At 60.4% G+C, this 23,300-nt stretch carries 19 protein-coding genes; 8 read left to right on the top strand and 11 right to left on the bottom strand.

All coding sequences use genetic code 11. From position 1 onward, the window contains the following. The 3 genes from ACYVDM_RS26085 to ACYVDM_RS26075 form a co-directional block, all read right to left on the bottom strand. A partial coding sequence (locus ACYVDM_RS26085) for a beta strand repeat-containing protein (protein ID WP_460475500.1) occupies window positions 1-5,915 on the bottom strand: 5,915 nt, incomplete at its 3' end. Between the two features lie 22 nt (window positions 5,916-5,937). Then, complete coding sequence (locus ACYVDM_RS26080; protein ID WP_415793519.1) at window positions 5,938-6,417, bottom strand: hypothetical protein; 480 nt, start codon at window positions 6,415-6,417, stop codon at window positions 5,938-5,940. A 214-nt stretch (window positions 6,418-6,631) separates the two neighbouring features. Beyond that, entirely contained in the window at window positions 6,632-7,558 is a 927-nt protein-coding gene (locus ACYVDM_RS26075; RefSeq protein WP_415793520.1) for a LysR family transcriptional regulator, read from the bottom strand. Window positions 7,559-7,682: 124 nt separating this feature from the next. Between ACYVDM_RS26075 and ACYVDM_RS26070 the strand changes: the two genes are divergently transcribed. Then, the gene (locus ACYVDM_RS26070) at window positions 7,683-8,669 is read left to right on the top strand and encodes an MBL fold metallo-hydrolase (RefSeq protein WP_415793522.1); all 987 of its coding nucleotides are present in this window, start codon (window positions 7,683-7,685) and stop codon (window positions 8,667-8,669) included. Between the two features lie 29 nt (window positions 8,670-8,698). Here ACYVDM_RS26070 and ACYVDM_RS26065 read toward each other — a convergent pair whose 3' ends face one another. Beyond that, window positions 8,699-10,192 carry a M81 family metallopeptidase gene (locus tag ACYVDM_RS26065; protein ID WP_415793524.1) on the bottom strand — a complete coding sequence of 498 codons (1,494 nt, stop codon included), beginning with the start codon at window positions 10,190-10,192 and terminating at the stop codon, window positions 8,699-8,701. Between the two features lie 411 nt (window positions 10,193-10,603). Between ACYVDM_RS26065 and ACYVDM_RS26060 the strand changes: the two genes are divergently transcribed. From ACYVDM_RS26060 to ACYVDM_RS26035, 6 genes are all read left to right on the top strand, one after another. Beyond that, complete coding sequence (locus tag ACYVDM_RS26060) at window positions 10,604-11,932, top strand: MFS transporter (protein WP_415793525.1); 1,329 nt, start codon at window positions 10,604-10,606, stop codon at window positions 11,930-11,932. A 122-nt stretch (window positions 11,933-12,054) separates the two neighbouring features. Then, window positions 12,055-12,753 (top strand): GntR family transcriptional regulator, encoded by a 699-nt coding sequence (locus tag ACYVDM_RS26055; RefSeq protein WP_415793526.1) that lies wholly within the window; start codon window positions 12,055-12,057, stop codon window positions 12,751-12,753. A gap of 154 nt (window positions 12,754-12,907) precedes the next feature. Further along, a complete protein-coding gene (locus tag ACYVDM_RS26050; protein WP_415793527.1) occupies window positions 12,908-14,011 on the top strand; it encodes a branched-chain amino acid aminotransferase in 1,104 nt (367 codons plus the stop codon). Between the two features lie 107 nt (window positions 14,012-14,118). Next, a complete protein-coding gene (locus tag ACYVDM_RS26045) occupies window positions 14,119-14,733 on the top strand; it encodes an ABC transporter ATP-binding protein (protein ID WP_415793528.1) in 615 nt (204 codons plus the stop codon). 22 nt (window positions 14,734-14,755) lie between these two features. Next, entirely contained in the window at window positions 14,756-15,286 is a 531-nt protein-coding gene (locus ACYVDM_RS26040; RefSeq protein WP_415793529.1) for a GNAT family N-acetyltransferase, read from the top strand. A gap of 23 nt (window positions 15,287-15,309) precedes the next feature. Then, window positions 15,310-16,152, top strand: a complete 843-nt coding sequence (locus ACYVDM_RS26035) for a 5'-methylthioadenosine/adenosylhomocysteine nucleosidase (protein WP_415793531.1) — start codon at window positions 15,310-15,312, stop codon at window positions 16,150-16,152. On the opposite strand, the gene ACYVDM_RS26030 is transcribed toward ACYVDM_RS26035, so the two are convergent. The 7 genes from ACYVDM_RS26030 to ACYVDM_RS26000 all read right to left on the bottom strand — a co-directional run bounded on the left by ACYVDM_RS26030 (window position 16,149) and on the right by ACYVDM_RS26000 (window position 21,629). Beyond that, the gene (locus ACYVDM_RS26030) at window positions 16,149-16,607 is read right to left on the bottom strand and encodes a cupin domain-containing protein (protein WP_415793532.1); all 459 of its coding nucleotides are present in this window, start codon (window positions 16,605-16,607) and stop codon (window positions 16,149-16,151) included. The two genes, ACYVDM_RS26035 and ACYVDM_RS26030, sit on opposite strands and share 4 nt — an antisense overlap. A gap of 53 nt (window positions 16,608-16,660) precedes the next feature. Beyond that, complete coding sequence (locus tag ACYVDM_RS26025; protein WP_415793533.1) at window positions 16,661-17,245, bottom strand: helix-turn-helix domain-containing protein; 585 nt, start codon at window positions 17,243-17,245, stop codon at window positions 16,661-16,663. A 12-nt stretch (window positions 17,246-17,257) separates the two neighbouring features. Beyond that, entirely contained in the window at window positions 17,258-18,550 is a 1,293-nt protein-coding gene (locus ACYVDM_RS26020) for an NAD(P)/FAD-dependent oxidoreductase (RefSeq protein WP_415793534.1), read from the bottom strand. 11 nt (window positions 18,551-18,561) lie between these two features. Then, the gene (locus tag ACYVDM_RS26015; protein ID WP_415793535.1) at window positions 18,562-19,251 is read right to left on the bottom strand and encodes an amino acid ABC transporter permease; all 690 of its coding nucleotides are present in this window, start codon (window positions 19,249-19,251) and stop codon (window positions 18,562-18,564) included. A gap of 2 nt (window positions 19,252-19,253) precedes the next feature. After that, on the bottom strand, window positions 19,254-19,946 hold the full coding sequence (locus ACYVDM_RS26010) for an amino acid ABC transporter permease (RefSeq protein WP_415793537.1): 693 nt from the start codon (window positions 19,944-19,946) through the stop codon (window positions 19,254-19,256). A 4-nt stretch (window positions 19,947-19,950) separates the two neighbouring features. Beyond that, on the bottom strand, window positions 19,951-20,742 hold the full coding sequence (locus tag ACYVDM_RS26005; RefSeq protein ID WP_415793538.1) for an ABC transporter substrate-binding protein: 792 nt from the start codon (window positions 20,740-20,742) through the stop codon (window positions 19,951-19,953). 137 nt (window positions 20,743-20,879) lie between these two features. Continuing rightward, window positions 20,880-21,629 carry an amino acid ABC transporter ATP-binding protein gene (locus tag ACYVDM_RS26000; protein WP_415793540.1) on the bottom strand — a complete coding sequence of 250 codons (750 nt, stop codon included), beginning with the start codon at window positions 21,627-21,629 and terminating at the stop codon, window positions 20,880-20,882. A 107-nt stretch (window positions 21,630-21,736) separates the two neighbouring features. Between ACYVDM_RS26000 and amaB the strand changes: the two genes are divergently transcribed. Further along, window positions 21,737-23,239 carry an aldehyde dehydrogenase family protein gene (gene amaB, locus ACYVDM_RS25995; protein WP_460475499.1) on the top strand — a complete coding sequence of 501 codons (1,503 nt, stop codon included), beginning with the start codon at window positions 21,737-21,739 and terminating at the stop codon, window positions 23,237-23,239. Window positions 23,240-23,300 lie beyond the last annotated feature (61 nt).

The following is a 23,300-nucleotide window of genomic DNA, read 5'->3' as shown; positions in this document are numbered from 1 at the left end:
GTGAAATCCGCCGTCGGTGTGATCGACAGCGTATTGCCGCTGCGCTTGGTATCCCAGCGATACACCAACGAATCCTGCGCATCGGGCATGCCGTCCAGGCTGGCCGCAGTCAGCACCGGCACCTCGCCCGGCAGCAACGTTACTGACGTCGGCACAATCACGCCATCCAACTGCGCCGACCCGTTGATTTTCACGTGGCTAGCCGTGTTGTTCAGCGAATCCACCGTCACGCCCAGCACACCTTGTGACGTCTGTTCATAGTCGCCGGTCAGCGTGGTGACCATGGCCGCACCCCATCCCGGCACGCCGATGTTCATCGTGCCGGCGTTGACCACTTTGCCCGCCTGGGTCTGCGCACCGGTGTTATGCACGCCAGTCGACTGAATATTCAGCAAGCCGTCGCGTAGTAGCGTCTGACCGGTGAGCATGCCTTGCAACTGCACGGTGGTCTCGCCGCTAAGCGATTGAACCGCATTGCCGTAGATGCCATTGCGGCTGTGGGCGATAACCTGGCCGCCGGACTTGATGTTGAGCGTGCTCGTCGATCCGGGGGCATCCATCTGGATCAGTGCCGTCATATCGGGGGCAGTATTGGCCGCAGCCGATTGCGGGCCCGGTTCATTGTTGATGGTCTGCCCGACAACGGTCCCAGTTACGGAAATGCTGGCGGTGCCCGGATTGGCGCCCGCGGTTTGGGCAAACACCCCGATACCATTTTTGCCGATGGCGCTGACGGTACCGTCAATCGTGACTGTCACATCGCCACCCTGGCCGCAGTGCGAGCACGACTGCCCTTGCGTAGGCGCACCGGCGAACATACCTCCCTCATTGGCGATCAGCCCGCCGCCGCCCGTGACGCTTTGCGCGAAGACGCCGATAGCCCCCGCGCCGCTGACCGCAACACTGCTGGTGCCGTCTACCACCACGTTGACATTTCCGCCTGCGCCGGGCGCAGGCGTCGTCTGGCTAGTGCTGTTGCTGGCACCGGTATAAAGCACCGGCAAGTTGGCCGGGTCACCCACAACGCGAATGACGCCACCGCCTCCGCCAATCGATTGCGCGGCAATCCCAAAGGCGCCCACGCCGGTAGTGGTAATGGAACTGTTGTTGGCCAGGTTGACGTAGACATCTCCCCCATTGCTGCCGCCAACGGTCGCCGTCCCGCCCAGCAGCGTCTGCAGGTCGCTGGAAGCCTGCGTAGACGTAATCACGCCACCGCCGCCGCCGATGCTCTGCGCCAGAACGCCGAAAGAGTTATAGCCGGTCGTTGATATCTGGATAGGGCCGTTGCTGGAATCAAAACTGGCGTAACCGCCCGTACCGTTAGCGTTGTCGCCGCCACCAAGCGTCAGCTTCAAGCTTTGCGAGGTGGCCCACGCACTTTGGAACAGAGAAGAGCCCGCCCCGCCTATGCCGCCCCCACCCCCGATGGACTGCAGCAAGACACCATCTGCGCCACCGCCCGTTGTCGCGATGGTGGACGGATAACTACCTGACGTGGTGAACATTACCGAAGCGCCATAGCCCCCGGCACCGCTCTTGCCCGTCTGCGTCCCGGCACCCACAGAAATCAAGCCGGTCGCTTGGTCGGAACCGTCCACGCCAATACCACCACCGCCACCAATACTCTGGCCCACCGCACCCGCGGCGCCAAAGCCGGCGGTCACAATACTTGGCGTGCCCTCCAGGCTGATCGATACGTTAGCGCCGTTACCCGATGCGCCGCCGCTGCCGCCGATCGCGTGATTCAAATTAAGGGTTATTTCGGGCAAGCCGCCGGTGCCGGATGCAGCCGATGAGCCACCTTTGCCGCCACCGCCGCCAATTGACTGAGCGACCAGGCCCTTGGACCAGTCGCCCGCCGTATTGATAGAGCTGGTCAGCGCGATGCTGACTGCACCACCATCCCCGCCCGTCCCGCCCGTCCCCCCCGTTGTGACACCAAAAGTCAGGTCAATGGTCGGTGGCGTACCGTCATTGAGCAGGCTATGCAGATTGCTGGACGCTTCGCGGGCCTTCAGTGCCGAGATCGTGGCATCGGTTGCTTTCTGAGGCAGGATGGGATTGTCGTTGGACCCGTCCGCCGCAGCCGACCCGCCTACGCCCCCACCACCGGCGATAGACTGGGCCAAGACGCCTGGGGCATCGCCGCCCTTGGTCATGATGTTTGCCCCGACGTAGACATCTACAGCACCACCGCTTTGGCCCGGCACGCCTTTGCCGCCGAGAGCGAAGTTGATACCCGGCTTTATCGTCGTGTTGCCTGACTTGCCGCTTTGCGCCACGTTCACCGAGAGCCCTTGCGACGTACCACCGCCGCCAGCGATGGATTGGGCAATCAGCCCCATCGAACCCGCGCCCCACGTCAAGATCGACCCTGAATAGAGATTGGCGGCGACGTATCCTCCGCCACCGGCCGCGCCGCCCTGGGATCCCAGGTTCAATCCGATGTTGGTGCTGGTCGCCTCGCCAAAGCCTTGCGTATTACCGCCGCCCATACCGGAATTGCCGCCTCCGCCGCCCACCGATTGGGCCACGATGGCAGTGGAATAATCGCCATACGTCACGATGGAAGTCGGCGCGCTTCCTGGGGCATCAGGCGTACTGGATTGGCTGTTGTAATCCGGATTGTTATTGAACCCCGGCACCGTGCCACCCATAGCCACCAGTACATTGCCGCCGTGGCCGCCGGTCCCCCCGTCACCGCCCATACTGAACGTCAGCGTCACGCCGTAGTTGACGCTGTCGTCATCGGCCGTTCCGCCACCATATCCCACTGCGGCGCCCATCGAGGTCGAATCGCCACCCGCTCCGCCGCCACCACCAATGGCCTGCGCCAGCACGCCATGCGATCCGCTGCCGCTGGTGAAAATCTGCCCTCCGTTCGACAACCCGAAAAACACCGGGCCGGCATCCTGGCCAGAACCGCCTGTGCCGCCTAATGAAATGTCGAGCGTGCCCGAGACAGAGCCGCCGTCCACAGGTACACCCACGGCTGCCGACTCTGCCAACGCCGAACCGCCCAACCCACCGCCGCCACCGACGCTTTGAACCAGTACGCCATAACTGTCGGCGGGCAGCAGATTGCAAGGTAGCGACGGGCACGCACCCGGGCCACTGGGATTTGCCTGCAACAATGGGTCCAGCCCGGTAGTGATAGAGCCGCCAATGACGTTGACGGTGGCCGGCCCGCCAGTGCCGCCGGTGGCACCGCTACCCCCCATCGCAAAGCCGGCCGAAAAACCGACGCTAAAAGATCCGGAAATCGCCTGACCACCCGACCCACCGCCGCCGCCGATAGACTGCGCCACGATACCTGGCGAAGTGCCACCCTGGGTCAAGATGTTGGCGCCCGTTGCGGTGACCTGCACTTGTCCGCCATTGCCGCCATTACCTCCCTGGCCACCGATGGAAATCGATTCGAACAGGCCCACCGATGTGGCATTGCCGGCGTTACCTCCACCGCCACCTATCGCTTGCATGAGAACGCCCGTCGCACCCATTCCCGCCGTCGTAATCTGCGTGCCTGCATTCAGATCCGCCACGACAGCCCCACCTGCGCCACCGCCCCCGCCCGTGCCGCCGATGGTCACCTTCGAATTTGATCCACCCCCGCCGTCGCCACCGCCTCCACCAACTGATTGGCCCAGCACCCCATGCGCCGATACACCGGTGGTGCTGATACCGCCGGTAGACTGAAAATAAATGGAATTGCCATTACCGCCCAGCGCGCCCGAGCCACCCACGCTGGACATAAAGCCACTGGCGTCACCGCCGGCGCCGCCGCCGCCGGCAATAGACTGCAGCAACACGCCCTGTGCGTTCGACCCCTGGGTGCTGATCCAGCCATCATGCGACACGTTGGCGCTACCTGCGGCACCGCCCGCCAGACCCTTGCCCCCATACCCCGGGAACAAGCTCCAGTTGCTGCCGCCGCCGCCGCCGCTGCCCGCCAGCGACTGGGCAATAATGCCCCGCGCCGTCTGACCCGACGTGCTGATCGAGCCCCCATTGTTCACCTGGGCGGACCCGGTGTCGCCTCCTGTCCCCCCCACTCCGCCATGACCGGCAGCGCCACCCCCTGCCCCACCGGCACCGGCGTTGCCGCCCACGCTCTGCACGACAATGCCATGCGCATCGTCGCCCTGAGTCGTGATCGACGAGCCGCCATAGACGCTAACCTGCACGTTGCCGGCGCCGCCGCCATTACCCCCGTTGCCACCGTAAACCGCCGTGAAGTCTGTGCCAGTCTGGCCGTCCTGGCCGTTGCCGCCCTGAGTTATCGCCAGGATGCCGGGCGCACTATCTCCTTGCGTCGAAAGCGCGCCCCCGCTCACGGTGATGTCGATGGAGTTGCCGTTAAGATCGTTCGGCGATGCAGAACCCCCATCGCCACCATAGCCAGCGGTACCCTCATCCAGTCCATCGCTGAGATAGCCGCCCTGGCCACCGTCGCCACCGATCAGCGTCACATAAATCGCCGGGGAATCATCGCCCGACGTCGACACTGCCGCGGACCCCGCGGATGACGCGTTCAGGTTGACGGTGGCTCCCGCGTTGATGTTTCCTCCGGCGCCGCCAAATCCGGCTTTGGCCTCTTCATGGTTGCTGTTATAAGCGCCGCCATCGCCGCCTACGCCACCCTGGGCCACCACCAGCAAGCCCGGTAAATAGCCTCCGGTAGTAGTGACCTTGGCATCCGTCACGTTAATGACACCACCGAAAGCGCCACCCCCTGATCCGCCGTTGTAACCATATACATTGTTGCCTCCCAGGCCGCCCGCCCCGCCCGTGGCCAGGGCGACTACACCGCCGCTGACGGGGGGGGTAGGCAATGATGGCCCGGTGCCGGATGCGTTGAGCGTGACATCGGCACCTGCGGCCAGCGTGATCGATGGCGTTGCTCCTGCATATCCGCCCCAATTCCCATTCGCCTGCGCATTACCGCCCCCGCCGGCGCCCCCCTGGATCGCGGCGAGTATGCCGAACTGACCTCCATTCGTCGTTGCATCGGAGGGCCACGTGAAATTAACCAGTACCGGTGCATAACTTTCTACCGAAGCCGGCCCGACCGGCCCGCCCTGGCCATTTGTATTGGTGCTAGCGTCGGAGCTGCCGTCCCCGCCGGTAGTCATGGCCAGAATGCCGCCTATGCGGCCCTCGGAGCTGATATCAACCGTGATCGGCGCAAAATTAGTGACCCACACGCCGGATGTCCAGCCACCAGTTCCGCCGTTCTCACCAGCACCGCCAAACTCATTGGCCCATATCCCTGCGCCCTGGCCTGACAGAGTGCCACCCATGTTCAACGCAATCGCTCCGGAATTAACCAGATGGATACCAGAGGGCGAGGAACCGCTTTCACTCAGGCCTCCGGGATTACCGCTCCCCCCGCCAAGCGAAGCCTGTATGCCGTACGGGCTTAAGTTCCATCCCGATCCATAATTCAGCGTGATCGAACCGGTATTGTTGAACTGCAAGCCATAAACATTGCCGCCCGAACCGTTCTCTCCGAACGCGCCAAAATTCAGGCCCGTACCTTGCCCGGGTTGCACGGACATCACCACGTTGCCAGAGGTGTTCACCACCATCGGCAACGCATCCGGCGACCCGGTGTAAAGGTTGTGGGCGGTGGACGTACCCGAATAGTTGCAGGTGTAGATACCGTTTTGTGCGCCGCATGACTGCGCCACCAAATGCGCGGGCAATAACATCCACGCCGCGGCGCCCAACAACCCCGCGGCGAGCCCCACTTTGGAAGTCGCGGCGCGCGCCATTGCCGGATCACCCGGACGTAGGGCGATCTCGCGTAATCCCGATCGGGTTGCGCTGCCCCCTGCTTCGGCGCGCGCTTTTTTCTTCAGGAGAATTTGCCCGCGTTTACTAGACCGATCAACGAATCGCTTGTTATTCATGGTGTCTGTCGTTCCGCAGTTCTTAGAAATGGCTTGGGAAGGAGTTTCCAGCCGGGCAGTCGCCGACTGGTTCAGAAGCGGTCCGCTGAAATCGGTGCGCCGCGAGCCTGCACTGCCATGGCACGGCGCCGCCGTTCAACGACTGGAGAGCATCGCCTTGCACATCATTGCGGCTGCGATCGATAGCTTGGCCACGAGAGGTGACCGTACGCATGCCGGCCTCATCTGGCGCCATCGATAAGATGTCAGACTTGTCGTGATACAGAGCGAAGAGGGTGAAACTGCCGGCGTCGATGCGGGCTGCCTTGCCCTGCATGGCGCCACGTTGCGCAGCGGTGGACGCCGGAGCACGCAGCACAACAGGGGTTCCGAATCGCCAGGCGAGACGGGATGCCCAGTCGGCACAAAAAGTGCCCGTCACTGGCCCGCTGGCGCCAAGACCTTCCTGAGCTCGATTCAGCGAGCCCAACGCGTCCCCCGAACCGGAATTCCGTTCGTCCATTGTCAAAGCCCTTTAGCGCTGATGTAACTGCCTCGATCGAGTGAGGCGCTTCACTGCCAAGCATGCAGAATCAACATCAGCGCGGGGCTAGCCTGGGCGCGAATGAGCGATTACTGTATTGACACTTTTTGATTTGAGCGGTGTCAATTTGTAAAATCAATGCGTCTAATGTTGTAAGTTATCGACACCGCCTTGCCACGAAGTGAATCCAAAGCTAGTCCAAGTCCGTCTTCGTAGATTTCGCTCGTTCGCCGATTTCCAGAAAACGATCTCTGAGCCATATGCCGGCGGGATCACTCTGTGCCCGCGGATGCCATGCCATCGCCAAGCGAAATGACGGAATCTGAAATGGAAGAGAAATCAAATCCACAAACGTCGCATAGCGCTGGAGCAATTTTCGTGGAAGACTGGCCACGCCATCGGTCTGGGATAGAACGAGCGCCACTTGGTTATAGCTGGGCACGGTAGCGACGACGTGTCTCTCGACGCCCAATTTTTCCAAAACCGTATCTACGGGAGTGGAAAAGCCTGCACGGGATGACACAACGATATGGTGAAGAGCGCAATACTCTGCCAGATCGGGGGTGCCGGTCCCTCGGGGATGACCACAACGTTGCGCCAATACAAAATCGTCGCTGAGCAGAAATCGGGCCTTCAGAGTATCCGGCACGCGATCGATATCCCCGAGAAACAGGTCGACCTCGCGGCGCGCCATGCGCTCGACCAACCCGGCATCGTCGGCAGGCACGACGGCCATCCGCAATGCGGGGTTGCCGTAACTCATCACCTTCGCCATCACGTCCAGTGCCACGATCGTGAACACGCTGTCATTTGTTGCGACGACAAAAGTTCTCGCCGAAGTTCCAGGATCAAATTCGTGCGGTTGCGCCACAGCGTCGCGGAGCCTGACAAGTGCATCCGACAAACTCGAACGCAACGCAAGCGCTCGTTCGGTCGGCACCATGCCGCGGCCCGTTTCGGAAGGCACAAGCAGCGGGTCCTGGAACAGCTCGCGCAGACGAGACAGGTGGCCCGACAGGGTCGGCTGACCGATGTGCAAGCGCCGCGCCGCGCGCGTCACGTTCAGTTCGTCCAGCAATGTGTCCAACGAGATCAGCAAGTACAACTCCGATCTTTTCATATCGAACATTCCGATACCTCCCATCGAATCTAGCGATTAACAGCCACTTCGATATCCCCTTTACGCTTTGACTGATTGCATCCAGTGCGATATCGCATTGCCTCTACTTGAAAAGAAACTCATCATGCATCGATCCATTCTCACCATTTCCCTAGCCATTGCCGCGGCCCTCGCGCCGGTCGCCGGTCCCGCTTTGGCCGAAGGCGTAAATACGCCTTCGACCAAGATCAGTCAATTCCAGGCAGGCTACTACCATTTCAAAATCGGCGACGTCGAAGTCGTCGCACTGTCGGATGGCACGCTGCCGATTCCCGCGAACAAGCTGCTGACCAATGTTCGAGCTGGCGAGGTGGCATCGCGCCTCGCACAGACATACCAGAGCACGGATGTCGAGGCGTCTATCAATGCGTACCTGATCAAAGCCGGCGACCGGCTGATCATGGTGGACGCGGGCACCGGCGAACTCTACGGCCCCACCTTGAACAAATTGAGCGCAAGCCTCAAGGCTGCGGGCTACCTGCCAGAGCAAATCACCGACATCTTGATCACCCACATTCACACAGACCACACCGGAGGCCTAATGGACGGCCAACGCATGGTCTTCCCGAACGCCACCGTGCACATCGAGCGAAAGGAAGTCGACTACTGGTTGAATCCGGAACGCCGCATGCAGGCGCCTGAATCGACGAGGAAGTACTTCGACGAAGCATCCGCCAAGGTCCAGCCCTACCTGAATGCAGGGAAAGTGAAAACATTCAGTGGAGAAACGGTGTTGTTCCCAGGAATCCGATCAATCCCGGCACCTGGCCACACACCGGGCCATACCCTCTATGCCCTTGAGAGCAAGGGAGAGAAGCTCGTGTTCTGGGGAGATCTCCTTCACATTGCAGAGGTACAGCTACCGCGACCGGATGTCACGATTATCTTTGACGTGGATCCTGAAGCTGCCGCGGCTACCCGCAAGCAGGTGATCGCTGACGCTGTGAAGGGACGCTATTGGATAGCCGGAGATCACGTCTCATTTCCGGGCGTGGGGCATGTGCAAGTCGACGGAGACGGCTACCGCTGGATACCCATGACATACATCAACGACTATTACGAAAAGAATTGAGCGCGCGCCCGGGCCGGGTATCTTCCTGATCACTCCCTCTCGAAAAATGGCCCGAGCGGGCCAACGCGCAACCCGCTCCTGAGACGCCGCCACGGAAGGTCAGCCGGGTCAGCCACGACAGCGCCCGGTGCCTTCGCGACGAGAGTCGCCTGTGCGATGGGATCAAAGTCTGCCCGAAAATGAACAGAACTTTTATTCACCAGTATCTTCATTTTTTCGGGATCGAGACCCACGACTCGGTATAGATTCCGATCCATCATCTGAGGAGGGTGCTCCGAGCTCACCACCACCGACACCCCGCCAATCTTCAACAGCGCAGCCGGTCCTAACTTCACTTCCATACCGTTGAGCATCGGTCCATCGAAGCGACACACCCCATCAGACAGGGTAACGACCTCGAATATGCCTCGAAAGCGCTCTCCATTAGGAAGGCCGGCTTCGCCTCCAAGAGGGATGTCAATCAAAGCACCCACGCCGCTCTGATGCGCGCGTCGTGCAGCCTCGGGGTCGTACACGACACCCAAAGCGGCGTCCTGGGCATTCTTGGATATCAGTGCGCGCAGCATACCGGTCGTATTCGACTCTCCGCCCGCCCCGGGATTATCTTGCGTGTCGGCGATAACAACAGGTTTCGAAGCGCCCGTCGATAAGTGCATGGCCTCCTCGACCGCGGCTTCTGGCAACAAGAAATGCACCTGCCAGGCGGCCTCGGAGGCCACGATTTCATCAGCCAGGGTTGCTACGGCATCTTCGACCTTTCGCGCGTCAAGACCGTAGCCCCAAACTGCCGGCCCACACTCGGGAAAGTCCGCAGCGGGAAACCCCAATGCCAAGGAAAGTGACGCCAGCCCGGCACGCTCAATCTCTTCAAGTCGACGATAGGTTCCAAGCGCCGGCTCTACCAGCGTACACATGGAATTTAGCGGAATCAAAAAAGGCAGTTTGCGCCACGCGCAATGCCAACGAGGGCCGTTGAGTCGCTCGCGCATAAGCTTTGCGGCACGCTGTCCGGCAATCGCCATGTCTACATGCGGGTAGGTACGATAGCCCACGATCGCGTCGGCAAGTCGCAACATCCGCTCAGTGACATTCGCGTGAAGGTCCACCGACGCGACGATAGCCACGTCTTCTCCTACGGCTCGTCTCAATCTCTCTAGTAGCTCACCCTCGCCATCCTCGGCCTGCTCGGCAACCATCGCTCCGTGCAAATCGAGATAGATAGCGTCAGCCCGTTCCGCGCGGGCTGCGTCGACGATCTCGCCGACGATGCGCTCGAACGCATCGTGCTGTACCTCCGCCGAAGGCCCGGCACCCGCCCAGACGACCGGCACCAGTTGGTGGCCATCGCGTTCGATCTCCTTGATGAAACCGCCGACGGGGATATTCACATCCCGCAAGGCGAACATTTCGCTTCCACGCTTCAGGGCGGGAAAGGTCTCCCCATTGACGAAATTCTCATAGGCCGCATGGAGCGCGACAAACGTGTTCGTTTCATGTTGGAAACCAGCAAGCAGGATTTTCATATTGGGATTGTCGAGGCGGTACTAGAGTGGCCAGGCACGATGCCTGTCAGTGAGATTTCAACCAGGACATGCCACTGATATATCAGTTGTCGACATACTAGATTCGTGCGTAGGAAAAGTCAACGCCGACAAGGAAAGAATAAAACAAGGGGAAACCCGTATTGACCAAAAATCAGCAATCTCGGATATTTACCATCCATCTGACATATCAGACGAATGTCAATAAAAATTGGGCACTGTTGGCGCCATGACCGCCGCCCGATTGTCGATTTGAATACACACCGCGAACGATAAAAATCATCCCGGTAGTTGCCGCTCGAGCAGACACGCCGAGTTGCTGTCGATGCAAGCCTTTTTAACGAACAGGCCGCGCCACTTGGCGAGGCTGAAAACTCCCTACGGTGCCCCCTCATGAACAATGTATTGCTTTCGCAATCCGGCCAGCAGGCCCTCTTCAAGAAGATCAGTTGGCGGCTGCTCCCATTCCTTACACTGTGCTATGTCTTTGCCTACCTGGACAGAATAAATATCGGATTCGCCAAGATCCAGATGCAGGCGGACATTGGCCTGAGCGATGCCGCCTACGGTCTGGGTGCGGGGATATTCTTTCTCAGCTACATGCTTTTCGAAGTTCCCAGCAACCTGCTTTTCCCTCGGCTGGGCGCGCGCCGTACCTTCAGCCGGATCATGATCCTCTGGGGGCTGACTTCGGCAGCGATGCTCTTCGTCACCAACGCGAACCAGTTTTATGCGTTGCGCTTCCTGCTGGGTGTATTCGAAGCCGGCTTCGCACCGGGACTTATTTTCTACCTAACCTATTGGTACCCGGAAAACCGGATGGCTCGGGCACTCACGGTCATCATGTTGTGCGGCCCGATTGGCGGCATTGTTGGTGCACCGCTGTCCACGGGCTTGATGACCATGCTCGATAACGTCGGTGGTCTCTCAGGATGGCAATGGATGTTTCTTGTCGAAGGACTTCCTTGCGTCATTCTCGGCCTCATCTCCCTGCGCTTGATCGTAGATCGCCCCTCGGATGCCAAATGGCTGAGTCAGGACGAAAAAACCTATCTTGCAGCGCAACTGCAACGCAGCGGCAATCCCGAATCTCGCAAGCACCATTCCTTCAAGCAGGTTATCAGCGATCCGCGCGTTCTTTTGCTGAGCATAGCGTACTTCTGCATTATCTGCGGGCACTATGCCGTCAGCTTCTGGTTGCCAACGATTCTGAAAAGTACGGGGGTGACGAGCACCATGCACATTGGTTTCTACGCGGCAATTCCCTATGTTGCGGCGATATTCACCATGATTTGGTGGGGACGCCGCTCCGACCGACTGGGAGAACGACGTTGGCACAGCGCTTCGATGCTGGCGTTAGCCGCCGTTACTCTCTTGGTCGCCGCATTGAACGGGTCCAGTCTCGTTATTACACTCGTCAGCATCACCATCGCCACTGCGGCCCTATGGGCGGCCTATACCGTATTTTGGGCAATGCCGTCGGATTACATGAAAGGAGACTCTGCAGCCGGTGGCATCGCCCTCGTCAACACGATCGGGGCATTCGGAGGATTCGTGAGCCCTACCCTTATTGGCTACGTCAAGACGCTCACCGGAACCATGCAATCCGGTCTGCTCGCGATGGTTGGCGTGCTGGCTATCGGAACCGTCCTACTCTTGGTAAATCGCCTGCCCGCCCCCGCCGGAAAGACAGACCTGCACGCCGAGTTGGAGTCGCTTTGAAAAACCTCCCCACTCGCTGGTGCTCGCAGCAACGGACGCAGACTTCGCGGCAGACCAATCTGAAATCCACTTGAGATTTCCTTAATATACTAGGCGCTGCGGTGTGCCCAGGAGATTCGACGTTGAAACGAAATACGCCTTCCGTTCAGGAAGATGATGCTGCCAAAGAGCAGTTCCAAACTGATATTGCGTTCTCGCGTATCGAGCAGATGATCGTCACTCGCCAACTGCCTCCCGGCGAAGTCGTCTCCGAAGTGCAATTGGCCGATCAACTCCACATGGGTCGCACGCCCGTTCGCGAGGCGCTTCAACGTCTGCGCCAATTGGGATTTGTCGAAATGCGTCCGCGCCGCGGAACCTCGATCTGCAGCGTGGATGTACGCCAGCAACTCGAGCTTCTCGAAGTGCGTCGTCCGCTTGAAGCACTGGTCGTCCGGTGCGCTTGTGCCCGCGCCAGTACGGACGAGCGCACGGAGCTCAAAAGACTGGCAAGGCGACTCGTCGACGCAGCCAGGAAGAAAAATGTGGAAGACTATTTCGATGTCAACCGCACGATTCACCAGGCGCAGGTTCTCGCGGCGCACAACTCAATGCTGACCAGTACGATGCTGCCGATCCACGCGCAATCTCGCCGTTTCTGGTATCAGACAATAGAGGAAGCCAATGCCTTTCTGGATGCGGCAAAACTGCATGCCAGCGTGCTTGACGGTATCGTCGAAAACGCCCCGGACGACGCCGTCAAGGCCTCGGACGAGCTCATGTCTTTGCTCGACCGGCTGACCAGGGCGGCGCTCGACGCATTCTCGATTCATAGCCGCTAAGCCTGCACGGTCTGGCATTGACGGCACAGGCAATCCAGCCGTTCGTAGCCAATGGCTTGAAGGATTACACTATCCGCAACGGGCACGAGGCGCCGACTCGCGACGTTGCCTTTTACATTCAAGCCATTATTCCAGTGAACTAGCGGATACCCCCATGTCCAACACCGTCTCTTCGCCTCTTTCTTTCAATACGATGCGTTCTTCGACCGCACGGGCGGTCGCCGAACGCGATGCCATCCTGGCCGATCCCGGGTTCGGGAAATATTTCACGGATCACATGGTCTCGATCGATTGGACCAAAGAAAAGGGTTGGCACGATGCCGAAGTACGGCCTTATGGTCCGTTGCAATTGGATCCGGCAGCCTCGGTGTTGCATTACGCGCAGGAAATCTTCGAAGGCCTGAAGGTCTACCGTCATGCAGACGGCTCGGTCTGGACGTTCCGCCCGCAAGCCAATGCCGAACGCATGCAGCGCTCGGCGCGCCGACTGGCGCTGCCAGAGCTGCCCGCCGAGCTCTTCATCGAATCGCTCAAGCAATTGTTGGCGGTCGACGCCCCCTGGGTGCCCTCCGCGCCGGAAACCAGCCTCTACCTGCGCCCGTTCATGATCGCCAATGAGAGTTTCCTGGGCGTTCGCGCGGCGCACCGCGCGGCCTACTATGTTATCGCCAGCCCGGCGGGCTCGTATTTTGCCGGTGGGGTCAAGCCGGTGTCGATCTGGTTGTCTACGGACTACGCGCGTGCGGCCAAGGGTGGGACGGGTGCTGCCAAGTGCGGCGGCAACTACGCGGCCTCGCTGCTGCCCCAACAGGAAGCCCACGAAAACGGCTGCGCGCAGGTCCTGTTCCTGGATCCGCTTGAAGGTAAGTACCTCGAAGAACTGGGTGGCATGAATGTGTTCCTGGTGCTCAAGGACGGAACGGTGGTCACGCCTGAATTGTCCGGCAGCATTCTTGAGGGCGTGACTCGCGCCAGCATTATTCAATTGGCTCGCGATCGCGGACATGACGTTCAGGAGCGCAAGGTCTCGGTACAGGAATGGCGAGACGGCTTTGCGTCGGGGCAGGTGGTAGAGGCTTTCGCTTGCGGAACCGCAGCGGTGGTTACGCCAATCTCGGTGCTCAAGGGAGCAGGTTTTACCGTGGGTGACGATAACGCACCCGCAGGCAAACTGACCATGGCGTTGCGTGAAGAACTGACTAATATTCAGTATGGACGCTCGCCTGACCATCACGGGTGGATGATGCGCCTGGCGTAAAAAGAGAACCACCGCGAGGAGTACTCTCGCGGTAGGCTTGGCAGCACGAAAGGGTCGCCGAGAGGGTGACGAGTCCTCCAACTAGGGCGCCTGCGCACACATCCGACATGCTACGCATTGACAACCTCAGCAAACGCTACGGCAACCATCTCGTATTTCAGGGGCTGACCCAGGCGTTTCCTCCTGGATGTGTGGCGCTATGCGAAGAAGATAGCACTGGCAAATCCAGCATGCTGCGCATTATTGCGGGTGTCATCGCTCCGGATGAAGGAGACGTCTGGATAGACGGGCATTCGATGATCCATTCGCCAGTACAAGCCAAATCCCGCCTGGCCTATGTACCCGACAATTGCCTGGCATTTCCGGCGCAGACGGGGCGAGGGTTGCTCGAACAGGTCGCTTCGGAAAAAAATTCAGCCATAGACGATACCGTGCTCGATCTGGCATATCGGCTAGGGCTGGAACCTCACCTGGACAAGCGCTTTGAACAAATGTCGACCGGTACGCGCCGTAAGGTCTTTCTGACGGCGGCCGCCTTGGGCGAACCGGCCGTCATCATCGCGGATGGTCCCAGCAATGGGCTGGATACCCAAGCACGCGCCGTGCTGGCCGAACAATTCCGGATCTGGTCCCAGGATCGTGTCGTGCTGTTTGCCAGCCATGATTACGAACTGGTGCAGGCGTGTGGCGCAAGAGCATTGAATGTTGACGAACTGCGCTGACCCCGACACTACTCAGCCCGCCATGTCGCCCATTACCTTTGAAGGATTAATACTCCGTCGTTTTCAGAACAACGACGCAACAGCCTTTGCAAACGCGGCTCGTGAATCCGTTGACACCGTGGGGCGGTGGATGCCGTGGTGTACCCCCTCCTTCTCCAAGCAAGATGCGCTAGCGTGGTTCAAGCAATGTCGTGCAAGTGCGCGCTCCGAGACAGGATACGAATTAGGCGTGTTTTCACAGCAAACAGGAGAATTCCTCGGGGGGGTCGCGCTCAACGCGATACATCATCAGAATCTCTTCTGCAATTTAGGATATTGGGTAAAACAGTCGGCCCAACGGAAGGGTGTAGCACTGCGCGCAGTACGGGCTCTGGTCCCACATGCATTCCACGTGCTGGGTATGCAACGTGTTGAGATAGTGATTGCCACAGGCAACACAGCAAGCGAGGCGATTGCACGCAACTATGGTGCGCATTTTGAAGGTATCGCACGCAATCGGCTTCAGTTACATGGCGTGGCGGTATCGGCATCGATTTTCTCGATAGTCCCTTAACGTATGGTGAATACTTGACGTCCTTGGATAATCGCCTGGAACAAAAAGCATCCATGAAAAGACTGGCAATCATGGCCGCCATGCCCAAAGAGTTGGACGGCCTCGTTTTGGCCATGGGCTCGTCGATATCGGTACAGAGAGTAGCCATGCGCGACTTCTACCTCGGAGAGATTGCGGGCCAGCCCTGTGTGGTTGTATTGAGTCGTATCGGAAAAGTTGCAGCGGCGGCGACAACGACGATCCTGATAGAAACATTTAATGTGACGGAGATTGTTTTCGTCGGCTTGGCTGGTGGCCTTCACCGTTCGGTTCAGATCGGAGACATCGTTGTGGCAAGCAGCTTGATGCAGCATGATCTGGACGCCCGCCCTTTGTTTGATCGATACCAGGTGCCGATGCTGGGTCGTGCACAATTCGACCCCAACCCGACACTCAGCCTGGCGCTCATCAACCATTCGGAAGCGTATTTGAACGAGCTGTCCACTGAGAATGGTCAAGCGCCGTCGGCGCGAACCGTTGGTATCCGACGCCCTCGAGCGCACCATGGTCTCATTGCGACAGGCGATCTTTTCGTGAGTGACTCGGCTGTCGGTGGCGAGATACAAGAGCGCTTACCCGAGGTGCTTTGTGTCGAGATGGAAGGCGCCGCCATGGCCCAGGTGTGCTACGAGTTTGGTGTTCCCTATGCTGTTATGCGAGTGATTTCAGATCACGCCAATCAGAACGCAAAGGATCATTTCACGGACTTTCTGGAGCAATGGGCGGGACGCTACTCGTGTGGTGTGCTGTTGAAGTTCATGGCGAGCCGGGCACTTATCACCTCACGCAATTCGACGCACGCCAACGTCTGCCCGGCACGAAACTAACGGACCCGAGGCTCCCAATCGACGGGCGCTAACTCGAAGCTGCCAAACTCGAACCCGGGCGCGACAGTACAACCCACCAACGTGAAACGCCCAAGCGGTCGTGCAGCCTGCCAGACATCAACCGGCACCACGGCTTGCGGCCGCTCGCCATTCGCGAAATCGGTACCGAGCGTAGTCTCCTCGAGCTTATTGCCATCGAAAAGCCTGAGAAGCAATGGATCGCCGGCATAGAAGTGCCAGACTTCCGCCGCATCACGAACGCGGTGCCAATGAGAGCTGTCACCGGCTTCAAGCAAATAATAGATTGCCGTTGAATGAGCGCGTGTCTCGCCCCGAACATCGCGAAAAGTTTCAACATACCAGCCGCCTTCCGGGTGACGCCGCATGCCAAGCGTTTCGATGATTTCACTAATGTCCATTTCGATGATCTCTTTGTCCCTGAAGTTTTCAGTCATAGGTCGAGCGGCTCAAGTCCAGACGTCACGACCAAGCGGCATGATCTAAAAGACTACTCTTCGCCGATGTCCGCGTGCGTGGATATCCACAGTACGAGCGCGTCTTTCTTGCTCAGGCTGATCACCCGATGGCCCATGCGACTGTCGATGTAGAAGCTCTCGCCGGCTCGCAGGCGGGCAGGCTCGTAGAACTCAGTGTAGAGCCGGACTTCGCCTTCGAGGACGTAGACGAACTCCTCCCCCTGATGGCGGCTCCAATCGTGGAACTCTTCGAATGCGCGGGCCTTGACTCGGGTATGGAACGGCATCATGCGCTTGTGGGACAGCGCGGTGCAAAGTAGACGGTGGTCGTAGTACGGCGTTTCGTACGGACGCCCCTCTCCCGCCAGGCTGAGGCTGCAGCGTCCGGTGCCCATATGGGCGTCGGACGCCGTGAACAATTCGGCCACATCCAGATCCAAGCCCGTAGCGATCTTGATCAGGTTGTCATAGGTGGGCGATAGCAGACCGTTCTCGATCTTGGACAATGTGGACGTGGACACACCGGTGGCCGCCGCCGCCTGCTTCAGGGTCCAAGTCCGCGCTCGACGCAAGGCTCTCAGCCGTTGTGCCAACACGCTCTGTTTGTCGTCTTCCATCTATACATCCTGTCATGCCCGCGACCGTATCTCCCGCCACCAGTCGCGGGCCTGGTACGACCAATAAGTCAGTTGAACCGCCGTCCTGCCAAAACCGCCACCGGCCCATGCAAGTCCAAAGGGGGCGAACAGCTTATAGCGCTGGGTTTCGCCCGTGATCCCTTCGGCGACGACCCGGCCACCGATCGAGGTGGTATTCATGCCGTGCCCGCCGAACGCCGTGCAGTACCAGACGTCCGGCGCCAACTGGCCGATCTGGGGCATCAGGTGCCGCGCGTAAGCCATGCGTCCCGACCACGCCGTCTCCACCTTCACCCCCGCCAGTTGGGGATAAACGGAGAGCAATTCGCGACGCAGCGACTCCGCCAGATCCGGAGGGTCATCCACACGGGTGGTGATTCTACTGCCCCAGCCGATACGGCCGCCATCAAGCACCCGATAGTAGTTGCCAGCGCGACGGTCATCGCCAATGGCGGCGTTGCTGCGGATAGCGTCCAGGACCCGATCACCTAGCGGCTCCGTCAGCATGATGTAGGTAACGATCGGCTGCATGGCCCGGCGCAACGTGGGTACGATGCTGTCCGTATAGCCGCCGGTGGCCAGTACCACGGAGCGGGCGTCGACCTGGCCCTGTCCGGTCCTCAGGCGCTTGACCGCGTCGTCCAGATCCACATGCGTGACGGCGGTATCCTCGTGGATCCGCACGCCTAGTCGCATGCATTCTCGAGCCAGCGCGCGAGCGTAGTTCAACGGATGAAAATGAAACGACGAGGGATCCTCGATCCCTTGGTGATAGGCGTCGGACAGCAGCCGCTCGCGGACCTCGCCGCGGGTCAGGAAGCGGACGTCGCGACCGAAGTCGCGCTGCTGGCCGTCGCACCATTGCCTTAGCGCATCGGTCGCTTCATAGCGCACGACGCGTAAGCGGCCATCCACCTGGTGCGCGTCCTCGATCGCCAGATCGCGGATATTGGCGCGGATGATTTCCACGCCCTCCATGGAAAGCCGGTAAAGCTGGCGGTAGTGGTCTTCGTCCACGTGCCGCCGAATGGTGTCCGCGCCCGCGGCAAAGGCCGGTGACACCGAGCCGCCGTTGCGACCCGACGCGCCCCAGGCGATGCGCCGCCCTTCCAGCAAGGTAACGTCGCGCCCGCGCCGCGCCAGTTCCAGCGCGGTGGACAGGCCAGCCAACCCTCCCCCTACCACGCAGACATCGGTGCTGCTCGCACCCGTCAGCGGTGGATAGTAGGTACTGGTGTCGGCGAGCGTACGCCGGTAATAGGTATCAACGTACTCGGATGCCATGATGCCCCGTATCAGTGCAGGCTTGCGCCCTGCAGGCCGCCGGTCAACCGCTTTTCGAGCCAGTTGGCCAGGCGCAGCAGCGGATAGCAGTAGATGAAATAAATGGCAGCGATCATGCCGTAGATAAAGAGCGATTTAGACGGGAAGGTGATGATGAACACCTCGCCCTGCCGCGTCAGCTCGGTGATGCCTACCACCGACAAGATGGCTGTGCTCTTGATCAACATGACGTAGACGCCGCTCATGGGCTGTACGATCAAGCGCATGGCCTGCGGCAGGATGACCAGCCGCAAAATCTGAAAGGGTTTCAAGCCGAGTGTCATCGCACCCTCGGTTTGGCCGCGCGGCACCGCTTCAATGGCCCCCCTGACGATCTCCGCTACGTAGCAGGACGTGTAGACCGAGAGCGACACGAACGCCGCCGTGGCGGAATCCCAATGCAGCATCTCGATGCCGGTACTGGGCAGCACGAAATAGAAAATATAAAGCTGCACCAGGAACGGCGTACCGCGCAGAAGGTGGATGTACAACCCCAGCAGTTGGTGCACGCCGCGGATGCGGTAGCTGCGGATCACGCCGATGACGAAACCCAGCAGCGAGCCGGCGATGATCGCCACGAAAGAAACTTTCAGGGTTTCCCAGAAGCCCTTCAGCAGGAAGGGCAGCACGACGCCCGCGGTGGAAAGATAGGAGTCCAGCATGCTCACCTCGCGTTCCAGGCAGGACCCGCCAGCCAGAGGCTCACGCCCCTGGACAACAGCAGCATGCAGCCGTAGATCAACAGATAGCCCGCCGCGATGGTCAGGAAACTCTCGCTGGGCACGATACGGTCGCTGTTCATCTGCACGCCAGCGGCAACCAGTTCGAATACTGTGATCAACGACAACAACGACGTATCCTTGATCAGCACGGCAGTCTGGCCCAGCAGGGGCGGCAGCGTATTAACGAAGGCCTGCGGCAGCACGACATAGCGCAGGCGCTGGCGATAGTTCATGCCGCAGGCCTTCGCACCTTCGACCTGACCCTGCGGCACGGATTCGATTCCCACGCGGATGATCTCACTCATGTAGGCGGCGTGGTGCAGGGTCATTGCGATGATGCCCAGCAGCATCTCGCTCCAGCCCTTGGCCCCTGGCACCAGGTAGGGCACGGCATAGTAGACCAGGTAGATTTGCACTAGGAGCGGCGTAGAGCGGATGAATTGCACATAGGCCGCCACGGGACGCCAGACAGCGCCCCGCGGCGACATATGGGCAAGCGCGATCGGAATGCCCGCCAACACCGACAACACGAGGCTCGCGCCGGCCGCGATGAGCGTGTTGCCCAGGCCGGTGGCGAACTCGCCCGCGTACTGGCTGACGATGCGCCAGTTATAGAAATCGATCAGCCAGTCCATGAGATCAGTGGTTTTTCTTCCAGTCGGTGGAATACCAATACTTCACCAGTTCGGGCAGCGAATTATCGGCAGTCTTCAGGGTCTGCCAGTTGTCCAGCCAGAACTTCAGGCGCACGGCGTCGGGACCGACAGCAAAAGCCAGGGGCTCACGCACCATGACACCGTCCAGCACCCGCAGGTTGCCGAAGTCGGCCAGAAACTGGTTGGCGGTAGATAACGACATGATGCCGGCGTCCAGCCGTCCGCTGGACAAGGCCTGCCCCACCGGCGCACTGCCACCCGAAAACTCTTTCATGGTGGCCTTGGGCAACATCTTCTTGCCCGCCTCTGCATAGGTGCTGGCCCCCAACACGCCGACAGTCACGCCCTCCTTGTCGAGTTCGCCATAAGACTTATAGGGTGAGTCCTTGGGCACGATCGCCACGGTGTCGGCGTAGAACATGGGCATCGAGAACAGCACCTGCGCCGCGCGCTGCGGCGTAGGCGTCATGTCGGCGGCAACCATGTCGGCCTTGCCTGACAGCAGCGCGGGAATCAGGCCCTTCCACTCATAGTCCTGCAGCACCAGCTCTACGCCCAAGTCGTCGGCCATGCGCTTGGCCACTTCCACTGCCAGCCCGGTGCGCTTGCCGGTCTTGTCCATGAAGCTCATCAGCGGCCCCGAGGTCTGCACCGCCACTCGGAACTCGCCGCGCTTGAGGATGTCCGCCAGCACGTCGGCCTGGGTCGGCGCAGCGACCGTTACGGCGGCTAGGGCGAAACCCGCCACGCCTAGCCATTGTTTGATTTTCAGCATGTCTAACCCCTTGTGGTGAATGGATCCATATCATTCCGGGCAAAGCACATCGCACCAGTAGTGCCCGGGCCGGCCAAATCGGCCTGATTACTCCGCGTACCGCGCCACGCGGCCCGCTTGCTTCTTTCCTACTGCGACTACAGAATCTTCTCCAGGAAAGCGCGAGTGCGCGCCTCCTGGGGATGGCAGAAAACTTCCTCGGGTGTGCCCATTTCGACGATGCGGCCGGCGTCCATAAAGAGGGCGCGGTCTGCCACGTCGCGAGCAAAGCCCATTTCATGGGTGACAACCGCCATGGTCATGCCCTCGCGCGCCAAAGTGCGCATCAGTTCCAGGATGCCGCCCACCGTTTCCGGATCGAGCGCCGAGGTCGCCTCGTCGAACAGCATCAGCTTGGGATCCATGGCCAGCGCGCGGGCGATAGCGACGCGCTGTTGCTGGCCGCCGGACAACTGGCTCGGGTAGCGCTCACCAAAATCGGCCATACCGACGCGGCCCAGCAGTTCGCGGGCGTAGCGCTCGGCTTCGGCGCGGCTGCGCCCTCGCACCACGCGCTGGGGAAGCGCGACATTGTCCAACGCAGTACGGTGCTGGAACAGGTTGAAATGTTGGAACACCATGCCCACCTCCGTGCGCCACAGATTGACGTCGGTGGCCGGATCCGTGAGCGACACACCATCCACGCGGATCGTGCCGCTGTCAATGCTCTCCAATCCGTTCAAGGTGCGCAGCAAAGTGCTCTTGCCAGAGCCCGACGGTCCGACCACGGCCATGACCTCACCCCGGCCAAGGTGGCAATCGACGGCGTCCAGCGCGCGATGCGGGGTCTGCCCATCGCGCTGATAGGTCTTGGTGACTGCCTGAACAACTAACAACGGATCCGTCACGAACTCCCCTGCAGAAAAAGTTTCGCATTTCACGCTAGAGTTTCGTATAGTAAATTTATTTCCAGAATCGCCACTTAGGCATAACCCTTAAAAGCGAAGGAATTGGCATGGATACCCCCCAAGAAATCTTGCGAGCGCTCGGCCTGAATGCGGATTCGCTGAGTGGTGGAACGCTGAGCGCGCGCAGCCCGATCGACGGCGTCGAACTCGCCCAGGTCCACGAACACAGCGTCGCGCAGGCCCATGCCGCCATCACGCGTGCGCATCAGGCCAGCCTGGCGTGGCGCGACGTCCCGGCGCCGCGCCGAGGCGAACTGGTGCGCCTGTTCGGCGAGATCCTGCGCCAGCACAAACGCGAACTGGGCCGCCTGGTCAGCCTGGAAGCCGGCAAAATCATCGCGGAAGGCGAAGGCGAAGTGCAGGAAATGATCGACATCTGCGATTTCGCCGTAGGCCTGTCACGCCAGTTGTACGGCCTGACCATCGCATCCGAACGCCCCGGCCATCGCATGATGGAAACCTGGCATCCGTTGGGCGTGGTCGGCGTGATCAGCGCCTTTAATTTTCCGGTCGCCGTCTGGTCCTGGAACACGGCGCTGGCACTGGTCTGCGGCAATGCCGTGGTGTGGAAACCGTCAGAGAAAACGCCGCTGACCGCGCTGGCCTGCAAGGCACTCTTCGCCCAGGCCGCGCAACGCTTCGGCGATGTGCCCGCCGGCTTGGTGGAAGTGCTGATCGGCGGCCGCGACATCGGCGAAGCGCTGGTGGATTCGCCTAAAGTGGCGCTGGTGTCGGCCACCGGATCGACCCGCATGGGCCGTCAGGTGGGCCCGCGTGTGGCCCAGCGTTTCGGCCGCGTGCTGCTGGAGTTGGGCGGCAACAATGCCATTATCGTCGGCCCAACGGCCGATCTGGACATGGCCGCGCGCGGCATCGTGTTCGGCGCCATCGGCACGGCAGGCCAGCGCTGCACCAGCACGCGCCGCCTGATCGTGCACGAAAGCGTGGCCGACGACCTGCTACAGCGCCTGCACAAAGCCTACGCCAGCGCGCCCATCGGCAATCCGCTGGACGCTACCAAGCTGGTCGGCCCGCTGATCGACCGCGCGTCGTTCGACGCCATGCAGGCGGCGCTGACAGCAGCGCGCGAACAGGGTGGCAAGGTGACCGGCGGCGAACGCGTGCTGGCCGACGAATACCCCGATGCCTGGTACGTGCGCCCAGCCATCGCCGAAATGCCCGGCCAGACCGACGTGGTGTGCCACGAAACTTTCGCGCCCATCCTCTACGTGATGCGCTACACCGATTTCAACGCGGCGCTGGCGCTGCACAACGGCGTGCCGCAGGGTCTGTCGTCGGCCATCTTCACCAATGACCTGCGCGAAGCCGAAACCTTCTTGTCAGCGTCGGGCTCCGACTGCGGTATCGCCAATGTGAACATCGGCACCTCGGGCGCCGAAATCGGTGGCGCTTTCGGCGGTGAAAAGGAAACCGGCGGCGGTCGAGAATCAGGTTCGGATGCATGGCGCAATTACATGCGCCGCGCCACCAACACGATCAACTATACGCGTGAGCTTCCGCTCGCCCAGGGCATCAAGTTCGGCGAATAGTGCCTGCCGGCCGAGCTGCACGAGCGCGGCGTGTCCGTGCAAGGCCTTTAACACCGGTGCG

It is taken from the genome of Bordetella tumulicola (genome assembly GCF_054779135.1).
Note: the sequence above shows the minus strand (reverse complement) of the source record. Positions and strands in the feature narration are given on the sequence as shown.